This is a genomic window from Caballeronia glathei (assembly GCF_000698595.1).
GTDB lineage: Bacteria > Pseudomonadota > Gammaproteobacteria > Burkholderiales > Burkholderiaceae > Caballeronia > Caballeronia glathei.
Map to the genome: position 1 here is coordinate 28,293 of NZ_JFHC01000025.1, position 15,024 is coordinate 43,316.

13 protein-coding genes are annotated in these 15,024 nt (G+C 67.1%); 9 read left to right on the plus strand and 4 right to left on the minus strand.

Annotated elements, in window-relative coordinates; translation table 11 throughout:
- Positions 1 to 63 precede the first annotated feature (63 nt).
- The 9 genes from BG61_RS16970 to BG61_RS17010 all read left to right on the plus strand — a co-directional run bounded on the left by BG61_RS16970 (position 64) and on the right by BG61_RS17010 (position 11,146).
- Positions 64 to 507, plus strand: coding sequence for a low molecular weight protein-tyrosine-phosphatase (locus tag BG61_RS16970; RefSeq protein ID WP_035931027.1), 444 nt, complete (start codon positions 64 to 66; stop codon positions 505 to 507).
- On the plus strand, positions 501 to 1,667 hold the full coding sequence (locus tag BG61_RS16975) for a polysaccharide biosynthesis/export family protein (protein ID WP_035931028.1): 1,167 nt from the start codon (positions 501 to 503) through the stop codon (positions 1,665 to 1,667). The genes BG61_RS16970 and BG61_RS16975 overlap by 7 nt, the downstream gene beginning before the upstream one ends.
- A gap of 67 nt (positions 1,668 to 1,734) precedes the next feature.
- The gene (locus BG61_RS16980) at positions 1,735 to 3,963 is read left to right on the plus strand and encodes a polysaccharide biosynthesis tyrosine autokinase (RefSeq protein WP_035931029.1); all 2,229 of its coding nucleotides are present in this window, start codon (positions 1,735 to 1,737) and stop codon (positions 3,961 to 3,963) included.
- A gap of 18 nt (positions 3,964 to 3,981) precedes the next feature.
- Complete coding sequence (locus BG61_RS16985; RefSeq protein ID WP_051672586.1) at positions 3,982 to 4,959, plus strand: glycosyltransferase family 2 protein; 978 nt, start codon at positions 3,982 to 3,984, stop codon at positions 4,957 to 4,959.
- A gap of 61 nt (positions 4,960 to 5,020) precedes the next feature.
- Positions 5,021 to 6,223 (plus strand): glycosyltransferase family 4 protein, encoded by a 1,203-nt coding sequence (locus tag BG61_RS16990; RefSeq protein WP_035931165.1) that lies wholly within the window; start codon positions 5,021 to 5,023, stop codon positions 6,221 to 6,223.
- Positions 6,220 to 7,728 carry a glucose-6-phosphate isomerase gene (locus BG61_RS16995; protein WP_035931030.1) on the plus strand — a complete coding sequence of 503 codons (1,509 nt, stop codon included), beginning with the start codon at positions 6,220 to 6,222 and terminating at the stop codon, positions 7,726 to 7,728. Before BG61_RS16990 ends, BG61_RS16995 begins: the two co-directional genes overlap by 4 nt.
- Positions 7,725 to 8,939, plus strand: a complete 1,215-nt coding sequence (locus BG61_RS17000; RefSeq protein ID WP_035931031.1) for a glycosyltransferase family 4 protein — start codon at positions 7,725 to 7,727, stop codon at positions 8,937 to 8,939. The genes BG61_RS16995 and BG61_RS17000 overlap by 4 nt, the downstream gene beginning before the upstream one ends.
- A 22-nt stretch (positions 8,940 to 8,961) precedes the next feature.
- Positions 8,962 to 10,128 (plus strand): glycosyltransferase family 4 protein, encoded by a 1,167-nt coding sequence (locus BG61_RS17005; protein WP_035931032.1) that lies wholly within the window; start codon positions 8,962 to 8,964, stop codon positions 10,126 to 10,128.
- Positions 10,129 to 10,237: 109 nt separating this feature from the next.
- The gene (locus BG61_RS17010; protein WP_035931033.1) at positions 10,238 to 11,146 is read left to right on the plus strand and encodes a LysR family transcriptional regulator; all 909 of its coding nucleotides are present in this window, start codon (positions 10,238 to 10,240) and stop codon (positions 11,144 to 11,146) included.
- A 51-nt stretch (positions 11,147 to 11,197) separates the two neighbouring features.
- Here BG61_RS17010 and BG61_RS17015 read toward each other — a convergent pair whose 3' ends face one another.
- From BG61_RS17015 to BG61_RS17030, 4 genes are read right to left on the minus strand one after another with little or no spacing between them, the layout of a single operon-like run.
- A complete protein-coding gene (locus BG61_RS17015) occupies positions 11,198 to 12,139 on the minus strand; it encodes a GDP-mannose 4,6-dehydratase (protein WP_174479727.1) in 942 nt (313 codons plus the stop codon).
- Positions 12,129 to 13,172, minus strand: a complete 1,044-nt coding sequence (gene gmd, locus BG61_RS17020; protein ID WP_035931035.1) for a GDP-mannose 4,6-dehydratase — start codon at positions 13,170 to 13,172, stop codon at positions 12,129 to 12,131. The genes BG61_RS17015 and gmd overlap by 11 nt, the downstream gene beginning before the upstream one ends.
- Positions 13,173 to 13,210: 38 nt before the next feature.
- Positions 13,211 to 13,906, minus strand: coding sequence for an SGNH/GDSL hydrolase family protein (locus tag BG61_RS17025; RefSeq protein ID WP_129572133.1), 696 nt, complete (start codon positions 13,904 to 13,906; stop codon positions 13,211 to 13,213).
- The gene (locus BG61_RS17030) at positions 13,903 to 14,976 is read right to left on the minus strand and encodes an acyltransferase family protein (protein ID WP_035931036.1); all 1,074 of its coding nucleotides are present in this window, start codon (positions 14,974 to 14,976) and stop codon (positions 13,903 to 13,905) included. The genes BG61_RS17025 and BG61_RS17030 overlap by 4 nt, the downstream gene beginning before the upstream one ends.
- Positions 14,977 to 15,024: the final 48 nt, after the last annotated feature.

A 15,024-nucleotide genomic window follows, 5' to 3' on the forward strand; every position in this document is an offset into this window, starting at 1 on the left:
GCATGCGAATCACGGTCGAAGGACCCGATGAGCCGCGGCGCATCTCTTCAATGGATGCGGCCCATGTTTGGAAGCGTATTGATCGTCTGTCACGCGAACGTCTGCCGCAGCCCAGCCGCGGAGATGCTGTTTCGCGCGCATCTGCACGAGCGTGGGGCGACCCCGATCGAATTTCAGTCGGCGGGCCTCTATGCGATGGAGGGAGACGATATCGATCCGACGATGTACCGGCTGCTCGCGGAGCAGGGTGTCGATCCGTCGGGACACCGGGCGCGGCGGCTCGACCGCCGCATGGCACGCGCGGCGGACCTGATCCTCGTGCCGGAAAGGAAGCAAATCACCGCGATCGCGCGGCTCGAACCCACGACGCGCGGCAAGGTGCATCTGCTCGGCAAGTGGGAGGACTCGGAAGTGGCCGACCCGTATGGGGGCCACGAAACTGCCTATCGCGAGAGCTTTGGGCTCATCGAACGTCTGGTCCTTGGATGGCTCAACAAAATATGCTGAATCGGTCTCTCGCAGTCTTACTCTCGCTGACGACTTTTCTGTCGGCATGCAGCACCGCGCCGGGCAATCACCTCGACACGTCGCGGCTGCAGGACAACGACCCGACGCCCACTGAAACGTATCCGGTGCGCCTGATCTCGACGCAGGTGATCGCGCAGCAGGTCGCGGCGATGACGCCGGCCGCGCCGCTGCCGCCGTCGCGCTTTCCCGATCCGCTCCAGTACGTGTACCGCGTCGAGCCGCAGGACATCCTCGGCGTGACGATCTGGGACCACCCCGAACTCACGACGCCGCAGTCGAGCGGCATCTCGACTGGCGGCAACACCACGCAGTCGATCGGCGCCGCGCTCGCGCAGCCCTATGCGCAGGCGCTGCCGGGCCAGGCCGATCCGTTCGGCCAGACCGTCGGACCCGAAGGCAACATCTTCTTCCCGTTCGTCGGCAAGCTCCACGTTGCGGGCAAGACCACCGGCCAGATCCGCGACGAACTCACCGCCGGTCTCGCGCCCTATATCAAGAAGCCGCAGGTCGACGTGCGCGTGCTTGCGTACCGCAGCCAGAAAATCTCGGTCACCGGCGAAGTGAAGACGCCGGGGCCGCTCGCCGTGAGCGACGTGCCGCTTACGCTCGTCGACGCGATCACGCGCTCGGGCGGCACCACCGCCGAGGCGGATCTGCAGCGCGTGCGGCTCACCCGCAACGGCAAGCTGTACGTGCTCGACGCCTACGGCGTGCTCGACCGCGGCGACGTCGCGCAAAACGTGATGCTCCAGTCCGGCGACATCCTGAACGTTCCTGACCGCACGGACAGCCGCATCTTCGTGCTCGGCGAAGTGAAGACGCCGGTGCCGGTGCCGATGCTGAAAGGCAAGCTCACCATCGCGGATGCGCTCACTGCAGCGGGCGGCATTCTCGATACCGATGCGAATGCTCGCCAGATCTACGTGGTGCGCGGCATGAGCACGAATCCGTCGACGCCTGACATCTATCGCCTCGACATGACGCAGCCCGATTCACTGCTGCTCTCGACGCAGTTCCAGCTTCGTCCGCTCGATGTGGTCTATGTCGGCACGTCAGGCGCGGTCCAGGTCAACCGCCTGATCCAGCAAGTGCTGCCAAGCCTGCAATCGCTCTTCTTCCTGAAGGAACTGACGCGATGAAACTCGCGGCCCGGCGCGCACGAGCGCCCGGGCCGCGCCGCGATAACGCAACGTCTAACGGGGTTGAATCTTGAGCACGCCAGCACATTCCTATCTGCCGAAGTCCGAGGAAGAGGACGTCGTCCTCGGTCACCTGATCCAGGTGATCCTCGACGACATCTGGTGGCTTATCGGCATCGCGCTCATGGTGATTCTCGCCGCGTCCGCGTATTGCTACCTCGCCAAGCCGATCTATTCCGCCGACGCGCACGTGCGCGTCGAGCCGTCCGACAACACGTCGCAGGCGCTCACGCAAACGCAGACGGGCGCCACGATCGGCTCGGGCTCCAGCACGCTGCCGACCGACGCGGAGATCGAGATCATCAAGAGCCGCGGCGTGGTCGCACCGGTCGTCGCGCAGTGCAAGCTGAACTTCAGTGTCGCGCCGGTCACGCTGCCCGTGATCGGCAGCCTCGCCGCGCGGCTCGCCACGCCGGGCACGCCGTCCAGGCCGTGGCTCGGGTTGTCCTCTTATGCGTGGGGCGGCGAGACCATCGACGTGGATTCCGTCGACGTTCCCCAGCCGCTCGAAGGCAAGGACATGACGCTCAAGGCGCTCGGCGACGGGCGCTACCTGCTGAGCGGCCCGGACGGTCGCGCGCTGCTCGAAGGCCGGGCGGGCGAGACGGCGAAGGGCAACGGCGTGACGATCACCGTCAACAAGCTCGTGGCGCGCCCGGGCACGCGCTTCACCGTCATGCGCGCGAACGATCTCGACGCGATCTCCGCGTTTCAGGCGGGGATCACGGTGCAGGAGCAGGGCAAGCAGACCGGCGTGATCCAGATCTCGCTCGAGAACCAGAATCCCGAGCGCGCCGCCGAGATCGCCAACGCGCTCGCGCAGTCGTATCTGCGCCAGCACATCGAGAACAAGCAGGAAGAGGCGAGCAAGATGCTCGCGTTCCTGAAGAGCGAAGAGCCGCGCCTGAAGAACGACCTCACGCGTGCGGAGGCGGCGCTCACGGAGTATCAGCATCAGGCGGGCGTGATCAACGCAAGCGACGAAGCGAAGGTCTACCTCGAAGGCAGCATCAACTACGAGCAGCAGATCTCGACGCTGCGCCTGCAGATCGCGCAGCTTCAGCAGCGCTTCGAAGTGAACCACCCGGCGCTCATCACGGCGCAGCAGCAGCTCGCGCAGCTCGAAGGGGAGCGCCAGCGCTACAGCGCGCGCTTTCGCGATCTGCCCGCGTCCGAGGTGAAGGCGGTCGCGCTGCAGCGTGACGCGAAGGTGGCCGAGGACATCTACGTGCTGCTGCTCAACCGCGTGCAGGAACTTTCCGTGCAGCGGGCGGGCACGGGCGGCAACGTGCATATCGTCGATGCGGCGTTGCGCGCAGGCGAGCCGGTCAAGCCGAAGAAGATCCTCATCATGTCGGCGGCGGTGATCCTCGGTGTGATCGTCGGTGCGGGCTTCGTGTTCGTGCGCCGCGCGATCTTCAAGGGCATCGACGATCCGGAGCGCGTCGAGCGCATCGCGGGCCTGCCGCTCTATGGCCTCGTTCCGATGTCGGTGGAGCAGGTGAAGTTCGATGTCGAAACGAAGCGCACGCACGAGCGCGACCGCGAACGCCAGGTGCCGATCCTCGCGACGCTGCGCCCGAACGACGTGTGCGTGGAAATCATGCGAAGCCTGCGCACGTCGATGCAGTTCACGCTGATGGAAGCGCGCAACCGCGTGGTGATGCTCACCGGGCCCGCATCGGGTGTGGGCAAGAGCTTCCTCGCGATGAACCTGTGCGTGCTGCTCGCGGCCTCGGGCAAGAAAGTGCTGCTGATCGACGGCGACATGCGCCGCGGCAAGCTCGAGCGTTCGTTCGGCATCGACCGCGCCAACGGCATCGCAGAACTGCTCGCCGGCACCATCGGACTCGAGCAGGCGATCCGCACGACGCGCGTGCCGGGCCTGAGTTTCATGCCCGCGGGCAAGCGCCCGGAGAACCCGTCCGAGCTGCTGATGTCGCCGCGTCTTCAGCAATACCTCGAAGGGCTCGGGCGCGTGTATGACGTCGTGTTCGTCGATACACCGCCGGTGCTCGCCGTCACCGATGCATCGATCATCGGCAAGCTCTCCGGCACGAACTTCCTCGTGCTGCGTTCGGGCGCGCACAACGAGACCGAGATCGCCGATTCGGTCCGCACGCTGCGCACGGCCGGCATCACGGTGCAGGGCGCGATCATGAACGGCATGCCGCAGCGCGCGCGCGGCTACAGCCGCGTGAACTATGCGGCCGTCGAAGAATATCTGAACGCCTGAGTGCAAGTGGAGCGAGTGATGAAAATCTCCGTGCTGGTTCCGACCTACCGCCGTCCCGCCGACCTGAAGCGGTGTCTCGCCGCGTTGCGCGCACAGACGCTGCCGCCCGACGAGGTGCTCGTGGTCGCCCGTCCCGAGGACGAAGCCACGCAGCGCCGGCTTGCCGTCGAGGCGAACGGCCACAACCGTTTCGCGCTGCGTGTGGTGGAGACGGGCGCGGGCGGCCAGGTGGCCGCACTGAACCGCGGACTCGAAGCGGCGAGCGGCGACATTGTCGCGATCACCGACGACGACGCCGCGCCGCGCGTGGACTGGGTCGCGCGCATCGCCGCGGCGTTCGAGGGCGACGCGAAGCTCGGCGCGCTCGGCGGCCGCGACTGGGTGCATGAGAAGGGGCGCGTGCTCGACGCATCGCGCGAGGTCGTCGGGCGCATCGCGCGTTCGGGAAAGATCATCGGCAACCATCATCTGGGGGTCGGGCCCGCGCGCGAAGTCGAGATGCTCAAGGGCGCGAACATGACGTACCGGCGCGCGGCCGTCGGCGCGCTGCGCTTCGACACGCGCCTGCGCGGCGCGGGCGCGCAGGTTCACAACGACATGGCGTTCAGCATGAGCGTGAAGCGCGCGGGATGGCGGGTCGTGTACGACCCGCTCGTCGCGGTCGATCATTTTCCGGCGGAACGATTCGACGACAACGGCCGCGACGCGCAGACGCTCGGCGCGCTGACCGACGCGGCCTACAACTTTCACCTCATCCTGCGCGAGCATCTCGCGCCGCTCGATCGCGCGCTTGCGTGGTGGTGGTACGGGCTCGTCGGCACGCGCGTCTACCCCGGGCTGCTGCACACGGCGCTCGCGGTGCTCGGGCGCGGCAGGCACTCCGCATGGGCGCGCTGGCGCGCGGTGCGCAAGGGCGCCCATGCCGCGCGGCGCGACGCGCTGCGGCTGCCCGACGAGCCGTTTGGCGAAGAGACCAGCGGCGCCAGGCCCGCATGAGCCGCGCATCCTGCGCCACGCGTGCCACGCGACGAACCCCGGCAACGAGGAAACGCTCACGATGAAAGCGATCAACGTGCATGTCCATCTTTTCTACGGCGCCGATCCGCGGTACTACCGCCCCGGCGAGAACATCGGGTGCCTCTACGGCTATCACCATGCGGAGTCGCCCGAGTTCGCCCTGACCTATTCACGCGACGCACGCGACGGCAAGGTGATGCGCACGCTGCGGCGCGGCCTGAAGACGGTGCTCGGCTTCGACTTCATCCATACGTGGCGCAACCGCGAGGAGATCCTGCGCTCGGATGTCGTCTGGACGCATACCGAGCACGAGCACCTGTCCGTCGCGCTGCTGCTGCTGCTGAAGGGGCGCAGGCAGGGCGGGCCGGTGCTTCTCGCGCAAAGCGTGTGGCTCATCGACAAATGGCCCGAATTCGGCGCGCTGCGGCGCTGGGCGTATCGCAAGCTGCTCGCCCGCGCCGACATGCTGACCACGCTCGCGAGCGAGAACGCGCAGCTCATGCGCCAGTACTTCAGGCGCGAGGTGACGCAGGTCTACTATGGCCTGAACATGAAGGACTTCCCGCTGCAGGAGCCGCGCGCGTGGAGGCCGGGTGCGCCGGTGCGCATCGCCGCGATCGGCAACGACCGCGATCGCGACTGGAACTCGCTCGTCGAGGCGTTCCGTCTCGATTCGCGCTACGAGGTGCGCATCGCCACGCGCCGCCGCGTGCCGCGCGCGCTGCATGCGGAGAACGTGCGGATCGCGCCCGCCACCGGGCTCAAAGCGGCCCGCGAACTCTACGACTGGGCCGACGTGATCGTCGTGCCGCTGCGCGCGAATTCGCACGCGTCGGGCATCACGGTCGTGCTCGAAGCGGTCGCGCTCGGCAAGCCGCTCATCGTGACCGATGTCGGCGCGCTCAGGGACTACTTCGGTCCCGAGCATGTGTCGTACGTGCCGCCGCATGACGTGGCCGCGCTGAGAAGCGCGCTCGAAACCCTCGTGGCCGATCCCGCGCTTGCACTGTCACACGCGCAGGCCGCGAGCCGCCATTTCGTCGAACGCGATTTCACCACGCACGAGTTCGCGATGCAGCACGCCCGCATCACGCGCGACTTCCTTCGCCGGCGCACGGTGCAGGGTGCGCCTCATGCCGCGGACCACGCGGCCTCGCATGCGGGCGCTCACGCGGCCGGGCAGGCCCGGGCCTCGGAGGGCGCGGCCACGTCGCTCAACCGCGTCGCCCGATCGAAGCCATGAGCACGCCGACGCTGCCGCCGCTCGCGCGCGCGCCGCGCGAGGCCACGCAACGCTCCCGCAGGGGCTTGCGCGGTCTGCTGAGCGAGGACCCGAAGCACTGGGCCCCGCAGGCGGCGCTGTGGGTCATCACGACGCTGCTCGTGCTCGCGCATCAGGGCACGGTGCTCACGCTCGCGTTTCCGCTGCTCGCAACGGTGGTCGGCGTGTGGCTCTACTTCAAGAGCCCGGCGCGCTATGTCGGCTTCATGTGGTGGCTGTGGTTCCTGAGCCCCGAGGTGCGGCGCTTCGCCGACTTCGCGAAGGGCGCGTTCACGCCGACAAGCCTGATCCAGGTCGCACCGCTCGTCGTCACGATGATCAGCGCGCTCACGATCGTGCGGCATTACCGCGTGCTCGCCGAGCGACGCGGCCTGCCGGTGCTGCTCATCCTGATGGGCCTCGCCTATGCGTATCTGATCGGCGTGGCGTCCAACGGCCCGATGGCCGCGACCTATGACCTCGCGAACTGGCTCTATCCGGTGCTGATCGGCTTTCACATCATGGTCAATGCGCGCGACTACCCCACGTATCGCAAGGTGGTGCTCGACACGTTCATCTGGGGCATGCTGGTGATGGGCGGCTACGGCGTGGTGCAGTTCTTCATCATGCCCCCGTGGGACGTGATGTGGATGCTCGGCTCGCAGATGAACTCGCAGGGCGACCCGGTGCCGCTCGGCGTGCGCGTGTTCAGCACGATGAATTCGTCGGGACCGTTCGCGATCGCGATGATGGCCGCGCTCACGTTCGTCATGGCGGGCACGCAGCGCGTGCGCTGGATCGCGGGCGGCCTCGGCTTCATCTCGTTCGGCCTGAGCCTCGTGCGCTCGACGTGGGGCGGCTGGGCGATCGCGATGGTGCTGCAGCTCCTCAAGGCGAGCAACAAGGTGCGCCTGCGGATCATTCTCGGTGCGGCCGCGCTGGTGGTGCTCACGGTGCCGCTGCTCACGTTCGGTCCGATCGCGGACCGGCTGGGCGCGCGGCTCCAGTCGATGACCAACCTGAGCGAAGACAACAGCTACGCGGCGCGCAACGAGTTCTACGCGACCTTCGCGGCCACGGCGTTTTCCGACGTCACGGGCGAAGGCTTCGGCGCGACCGGCACGTCGACGAAGCTCTCGAACTCGAACGGCGATCTCGGCAAGTACGGCAACTTCGACAGCGGCGTCATGAACGTGCCGTTCGTGCTGGGCTGGCCGGGCTCGCTGATGTATCTCTCGGGCGTCGGGATCCTGCTCGCACGCGCGCTGCGGGCGTCGTTCTCGCTGCGCGACGACAAGTACGCGCAGGCGTGCCTCAGTCTCGCGTTCGCCACCGTCGGCATGATCGTGTTCGCCAATTCGTTCGTCGGCACGGGGGGGCTGCTTCTCTTCATGGGCCTCTGCTCGATCCTCGCCGCGCGCCATCACATGAAGCTCGAACGGCACCGTTTCAACCGCTTATTTACCCTTCAAGAGACCAGCCGATGAACATCGCCATCGTCACTCATGTCGTGCGCCACAACGACGGCCAGGGCCGCGTCAACTATGAGATCGCGCGCGCCGCACTCGCCGAAGGCATGCACGTCACGCTGCTCGCGTCGCACGTCGCGCCCGAGCTGCTCGACGATCCGCGCCTTCTCTGGGTGCCGGTCCGGGTCGGCCGCTTCTGGCCGACCAAGCTCGTCAAGCAGCAGGTCTTCGCGTTGAAGTGCGCGCTGTGGCTGCGCATGCACCGCAAGGAATACGACGTGCTGCACGTGAACGGCTTCATTGCGTGGACACGCGCCGACGTGAACACCGCCCACTTCGTGCACGGCGGATGGCTGCGCAGCCCGTACTACCCGTTCCGGCTGATGGGCGGCATATGGCCCGCCTACCAGGTGATCTACAGCCGCCTGAACTCATGGCTCGAGCGCTGGGCATACCGCCGTTCGCGCATCGTGGCGGCGGTGTCCGAGAAGGTCGCGCAGGAGATCCGCGTGAGCGGAATACCGGGCGAGCGGATCGAGGTGGTCTACAACGGCGTCGATACCAGCGCGTTCAAGGAGGGCCGGCGTGATCGCGAGGCGTTCGGCCTGCCGGCCGACGCGTGCCTGCTGCTCTTCGTCGGCGACCTGCGCACGCCGCGCAAGAACCTCGACACCGTCCTGCAGGCGCTCTTGCATCTTCCCGCCAACGTGCAGCTCGCGGTCGCGGGCTTTCTGCCGGGGAGCCCGTATCCGGACGAGGCGCGCGTGCTCGGCATCGCGGACCGCGTGCATTTTCTCGGGCTCGTGAAGGACATGCCGACCCTCATGCATTCCGTCGACGCATTCGTCTTTCCGTCGCGCTACGAAGCGATGAGCCTGTCCCTGCTCGAAGCGCTCGCGGCCGGCCTGCCGGTGGTGACGGCGCGCACCGCGGGCGGAGCCGAGATCATCGGCGAGGATTGCGGCATCGTGCTCGACGATCCGGACGACGCGCCGGCGCTCGCCGGCGCGATCAAGAAGCTCGCCGATGCGCCCGCGCTGCGCCGCGAGATGGGCGAAGCCGCACGCAGTCTCGCGGGGCAGTTCGGCTGGGCCCGCATGGCACGGCGCTATCTCGACCTGTATCGCGGCTTCGCGGCGACACCGCTCGACAGGCACGACGCAAGGAACAAGGCGACCACGATGCTCAACGCGACCGCGAGCGAGTCGCGCACCTCCGGCGCCCTTTGAAATCATCGATCAGGACACACACATGAGCACGCAAGACATCAAGTCGCTGCAAATCGGCATGCACTGGTTTCCGGAGCGCGCAGGCGGCCTCGACCGCATGTACTACACGCTCGTCGGCGCGCTGCCGGGCGCGGGCGTGGCGGTGCGCGGCGTGGTAGCGGGGTCCGCGCGCGTTGCGCAGGACACGGGCGGCGCGATCCGCGGCTTCGGGCCGGCGGCGCAGTCGCTGCCGCGCCGCCTGCTCAATGCGCGCGCCGCGTTGCGCGACACCTTGCGCAACGAGCGGCCCGACGTCGTTTCGTCGCACTTCGCGCTCTACACGTTCCCCGGGCTCGACGTCACGCGCGGCATCCCGCAGGTCTCGCATTTCCAGGGGCCGTGGGCGGACGAGAGCCACGTCGAGGGCGCCGATTCGATCGGCCAGCGCACGAAGCGCATGCTGGAGCAGCGCGTGTACGCGCGCTCGTCGCGGCTGATCGTGCTGTCCGAGGCGTTCGGGCAGATCCTCACGACGCGCTACAACATTCCCGCCGAGCGCGTGCGCGTGGTGCCGGGCTGTGTCGATGTCGACCAGTTCAGCCTTCCGCTGAGCCGCACCGATGCGCGCCGCCGGCTGCAGCTGCCGCAGGACCGGCCGATCGTGCTCGCGGTGCGCCGTCTCGTGCGCCGCATGGGTCTGGAGGATCTGATCGAGGCGATCAAGCGCGTGAAGGCGAAGCAGCCCGACGTGCTCCTGCTGATCGCGGGGAAGGGACGTCTTGCCGATGAGCTTCAGGGGCGCATCACCGAAGCCGGGCTGGATGACAACGTGCGGCTGCTCGGCTTCGTCGCGGACCGGCATCTCGCGTCCCTCTATCGCGCGGCCGACATCAGCATCGTGCCGACGGTCGCGCTCGAAGGCTTCGGGCTCATCACGGTGGAGTCGCTCGCCTCGGGCACGCCCGTGCTCGTGACGCCGGTCGGCGGCCTGCCGGAAGCGGTGGCGGGCCTCTCGACCGATCTGGTGCTGCCCGCGACCGGCGCCGACGCCATCGCCGACGGCCTGATCGGCGCGCTCGGCGGCACGCTCAAGCTGCCCGACGAAGCCGCGTGCCGCAAGTACGCGCGCGACAACTTCGACACCTCCGTGATCGCAAGACGCGTGGCCGCCGTGTACGGCGAGGCGATTTCGGCCGGCCCCGTGCACTGACCGATGCGCGGCGGGCGCGAACCGTCGTACTATCCTCGTTGATTCCCGACCTGAACCGCATGCGCGGGCGCGAAGGCGCCGCGCATGCCACCAAACGGAAACAACGAGCATGGACCGGTTTCTTGCAATGAAAGTCTTTGCGCGCGTGGTGGAGACGGGCAGCTTTTCGAAGGCCGCCGACGCGATGCGCCTTCCGCCCGCGAGCGTCTCGCGTACCGTGCAGGCGCTCGAGGCGCACCTGGGCGCGCGGCTGCTCAATCGAACCACGCGCAGCATCAGCATCACCGAAGACGGCGAGACCTACTACGAGCGCTGCGTGCGCGTACTCGGCGAAGTGGACGACATGGAGTCGGCGCTGTCGCACTCGAAGACGAGTCCGAAGGGCAAGGTCAGGGTCAGCCTGCCGGCCTCGATGGCTCGCAGCACCATCATCCCCGCGCTGTCCGAGTTTCTTGCCGCGTACCCGGACATCACGGTCGAGCTGAACCTCACGGACCGGCAGGTCGATATCGTGGAAGAGGGACTCGACTGCGTGATCCGCGTGGGCGCCGTGCGCGACGAGACGCTGGTCGCGAAGCGCATCGGCTGCTACTCGCAGATCACGTGCGCATCGCCTGCCTACATCGAGAAGTTCGGCGAGCCGATGACGCTCGACGATCTGGAGGACCACATCGCCGTCGGCTACGTGCTCAACAACATGCGCGTGCGAAGCTGGGAGTTCACCGTCGATGGCGAGACGAAGACCATCGTGATGAAGAACCTCGTCGCGGTGAACGACGCGGATTCCTACTTCGCGTGCGGTCTCGAAGGGCTCGGGCTGATCCAGGGATCGAGCTATACGCTCAAGCCGCATATCGAGCGTGGCGCGTTGCGCGAGGTGCTCAAGGCGTATCCGTCGGATTCGCGCGTCGTGTCGATCCTGTATTCGGCGAACCGCCACCAGCCGCGGCGCGTGCGCGTGTTCATCGACTGGGTGGCGGCGCTCTATGCCCGGACGCCGTCGCTTCAGGCGGCATAACCGGCTCTGCCGATGCCTTCGAGAGTGCGCGGCGCGGGTCTTGTCAGGCGCTCACGCCGCGCTGAAGGGCATGCTCGCGTGCGAGTACATCCATTCGAGCGTCTCGGCGAAGGGCGTGAGCGGCACACGGCCGATCGTCCTGCGCAGCTTGTGATTGGAGCCGACGAGCCGCTCGATTTCATTGCGCCGCATGAAACGCGGATCGACGAACACCTCGATCTCGTAGCCCGCGATGCGCGCAAGCATGGCAAGCACCTCCGAGAGCGACTGGCCCTTGCCCGAGCAGATGTTGAACGTTTCGCCGACGGGCGCCGCGTCGAGCAGCCTTGCATAGGTCGCGACGACATCGCGCACGTCGGAGAAATCGCGGTGCACGTTGAGGTTGCCAAGCGAGATGCGCGGCTCGCGCCGCGCATAATGCGCGACGATCTTCGGCAGCACGTAGTCCTCGGTCTGCCCGACGCCCGTGTAGTTGAACGGGCGCACGAAGAAGACCGGCAGCCGGTCGAGCCACAGGCGCGCCGCGTGCTCCATCGCGAGCTTGCTCACGGCGTAGTCGTTGGCGGGCTGGATAGGCACGTCCTCGTCGATCACTTCAACGCCCGCATTGCCGTACACGTTCGACGTGCTCGCGAGCAGCACCGCGCGCGGCTTCGCATTAAGGCCCGCGAGCGCATCGAGCAGATTGCGCGTGCCGACGATGTTCACCATGTACGTGCGGCTCGGCGGATTGCCCGTGACATGCGCGGCGCCGGCGAGATGGACGACCACGTCGGGGCGCGCGTCGTTCACGAACGAGCGCACGGCGTCGGCGTCGAGCAGATCGACAGGCACGCCGACCGCACCGGGCACGTCGCCCTCGTCGCGTGCGGGCGAGACCATGCCCCACACGTCATAGCCTTGTTCGGCGAGATGCGCCGCCATGTGGCGGCCCGTGAAGCCCGACAGACCGGTGACGAGTGCGCGCCGCGACATGGGGTTCTCAGAACGTATCGTGCTGTTCATTGCGCTTGAGGTCTGCTTCGACCATCATCTGACACAGGCTTTCCAGAGTGGTCTTCGGCACCCAGCCGAGCTTCTCGCGCGCCTTGTCGGCGCTTCCGATCAGGAGGTCCACTTCCGCTGGCCGATAGAACTTCGGGTTCACGCGCACGAGCGTGCGGCCCGTCGCGACGTCGATGCCCGTTTCGCGCTCGCCCTTGCCGCTCCATTCGATCTGGAAACCGGCCGCGGCGAAGGCCATGCGCACGAAGTCGCGCACGGTCTCGGTGCGATTGGTCGCGAGCACGTAGGTGTCGGGATCCCGCGCCTGCAGCATGCGCCACATGCCTTCCACGTATTCGAGCGCATAGCCCCAGTCGCGCTTCGCATCCATGTTGCCCAGCTCGAGCATCTGCTCCTTGCCGAGCTTGATCTTCGCGACAGTGTCCGTGATCTTGCGCGTGACGAATTCGCGCCCGCGCAGCGGCGATTCGTGATTGAACAGAATGCCGCTGCACCCGAAGATGCCGTACGACTCGCGGTAGTTGATCGTCGTCCAGTGTGCGAACAGCTTCGCGACGCCATAGGGGCTGCGCGGATAGAACGGCGTGTCCTCGCTTTGCGGAATGGCCTGGACCTTGCCGAACATTTCGGACGTGGACGCCTGGTAGTAGCGCATCTTCGGATTGATCACGCGAATCGCTTCGAGCAGGTTCAGCGCGCCCAGGCCCGTTACGCCCGCCGTCGTGGCGGGCTGGTCGAACGATACGCCGACGAAGCTCTGCGCCGCGAGGTTGTACAGCTCGCTCGCCTGCGCGGTTTCGAGCAGGCGCAGGCTGGAGCCGAGATCGGTGAGATCGTGCTCGACCAGCTTGAGCTTCGGATTGCGGTCGATGCCGAGTTCGGCCATGCGCCAGAAGTTCACGGAACTGGTGCGGCGATAGGTGCCGACGACCTCGTAGCCCTTGTCGAGCAGGAGCTTGGCGAGGTACGCGCCGTCCTGTCCCGATACGCCGGTGATGATCGCTGTGCGCTGGGTTTCCATGGAGTTTTTCCTCGTGGCGGTTGCGGTAAGGGGTGGTTTCAGGTTCGGGCGGGTTTGTCGATCAGCCGGTCCACGATCGGTTCGAGCACGGTGAAATCGCGTTCGGCCTTCAGCCGGTAGAGCGCGGCCGTGGGATGCGCGCCGTCGGACATGCCGTGCTGCCAGTCCGGCAGCGAGGACACGTACGCGTATTGATCGATCAGCGGCACATGCGCTTCGGCGGCGACGCGCCGTGTCATTGCGGCCATCTGCGCGAGCTGCGCGTTCAGGCGTTTGTCCAGCATCGGGTTCGAGGTCGCGAGCACCGGCAGCTTGCCGCTCGCAAGCGCAGCCCGAACGAGCGCGGTCTCGGCGGCGTAGAACTGCTCGGGCGTCTGCGAGTGCATCACTTCGTTGATGCCGTAGTTGAACATCACGATGCGCGCGCTCGAGCGCCTGATGCGCTCCGTCCACGCGACGCTGCCGCGCCTGTCCGTGCCGTCGAGGAGCTGCTGCGCCATCGTGCCGCCCACGCCGAGATTGCTCACGACGACGTGCTGTCCGAATCGCGCGCTCAGTTCGCTTTGCAGGAACGTGACCGCGTTATCGGCGCGCGGCGCGCAGTGCTTGTCAATGCAGGAAATGCCGAGCGTGGTGGAGTCGCCGTAGGCTTCGATCAGAAGCGGCTCGCCCGCCGCATGCGCGTGGGCGCTCGCGGCGAGAGCGAAGGCGGCGAGCAGGGCGCGCGCCTTCACGATGCGCGTCCCGTCGATGCGGGCGCCGAAGCTGCCGCGTGGCCATGCGCCTGCGCCTTCGACTTGCGCGCGCCGTGAATCAGCGGCCGCTCGAGCAGGAACCAGCTGACGCTCGCATAGGCGAGCGTGATCGCAAGCCCCAGCGCGGCCGTGCTGGCGCGGCCGAGATGCGTGTGCTCCCACAGCACGTAGAGGAAGCTCAGATGCACGAGGTAGATCGTGTAGCTGATCGTGCCGATATAGACGAGCACGGGGTTGCACAGCACGCGCTTCAGCAAGCCCTTGCTTTCGATTGCGAGCACGACCATCGACGTGCACAGCAGCAGCGAGATGCTGTAGAGCGCGGCGTTCGAAAGCGGCGTGTTTGCAGCGCGAAAGCGCGGAAAGCTCACGTGCAGCCACGCAAGAATGGCGAGACCGACGATCACGCCCAGCACGGCGGGCTTGACGAGCCGCGCGAGCGCCTGGCTGTCGCGGCGCACGAGCACCGAAAGCAGCGCGCCCGCGCACAGCAGGTCCATGCGAAACGGCGTCAGGTAGTAGATCGGCCAGAACGAATCCAGGTGGGGCGTGGCGGCGGCGCGCAGGAGCGGCGTGACGACGATCGCGGCAGCCGCGATGATTCCGAGCGCGCGCTCCGAAGTGAACAGCACGACGAACGGCCACACGAGATAGAACTGCTCCTCGACGGCGAGCGACCACAGCACGTTGAGGCTCGGATGCCCGATGTCGCCGAGCGACTGGCCGATGTTGACCGCGAAGAACACGAACCACGGCCAGTGCGCGAGCCAGCCGAGGCCGAAGAGAATCGACGAAAGAACCAGCAGCAGCACGTACGGCGGCAGGATGCGCCGCGCACGGCGCGCGTAGAAATGCGTGAAATAGGACTGTCCGCGCGCCTTGCGCTCGAGCAGGATGCCGGTGATCAGAAAGCCGCTCATCACGAAGAAGAGGTCGACGCCGAGCCACAGCGGCAGCTTTAGCGCGTGCTGTGAAAAGACGGCGAGCACTGCGATGGCACGCAGGCCATCGAGCGCGACGATACGGTGTGAGCCGGGTGCTGTCGGCATGGAATGCGACAGGGGTAAATGCGAAACGGGTGACGTTGCGGATGACGT

What these genes read in the sequence shown, in the direction of transcription:
- BG61_RS17030 (WP_035931036.1), bottom strand. Translation starts at nt 14,976, where the DNA reads ATGCCGACAGCACCCGGCTCACACCGTATCGTCGCGCTCGATGGCCTG.
- BG61_RS16970 (WP_035931027.1), top strand. Translation starts at nt 64, where the DNA reads ATGTTTGGAAGCGTATTGATCGTCTGTCACGCGAACGTCTGCCGCAGC.
- BG61_RS16985 (WP_051672586.1), top strand. Translation starts at nt 3,982, where the DNA reads ATGAAAATCTCCGTGCTGGTTCCGACCTACCGCCGTCCCGCCGACCTG.
- BG61_RS16990 (WP_035931165.1), top strand. Translation starts at nt 5,021, where the DNA reads ATGAAAGCGATCAACGTGCATGTCCATCTTTTCTACGGCGCCGATCCG.
- BG61_RS16975 (WP_035931028.1), top strand. Translation starts at nt 501, where the DNA reads ATGCTGAATCGGTCTCTCGCAGTCTTACTCTCGCTGACGACTTTTCTG.
- gmd (WP_035931035.1), bottom strand. Translation starts at nt 13,172, where the DNA reads ATGGAAACCCAGCGCACAGCGATCATCACCGGCGTATCGGGACAGGAC.
- BG61_RS17005 (WP_035931032.1), top strand. Translation starts at nt 8,962, where the DNA reads ATGAGCACGCAAGACATCAAGTCGCTGCAAATCGGCATGCACTGGTTT.
- BG61_RS17000 (WP_035931031.1), top strand. Translation starts at nt 7,725, where the DNA reads ATGAACATCGCCATCGTCACTCATGTCGTGCGCCACAACGACGGCCAG.
- BG61_RS16995 (WP_035931030.1), top strand. Translation starts at nt 6,220, where the DNA reads ATGAGCACGCCGACGCTGCCGCCGCTCGCGCGCGCGCCGCGCGAGGCC.
- BG61_RS17010 (WP_035931033.1), top strand. Translation starts at nt 10,238, where the DNA reads ATGGACCGGTTTCTTGCAATGAAAGTCTTTGCGCGCGTGGTGGAGACG.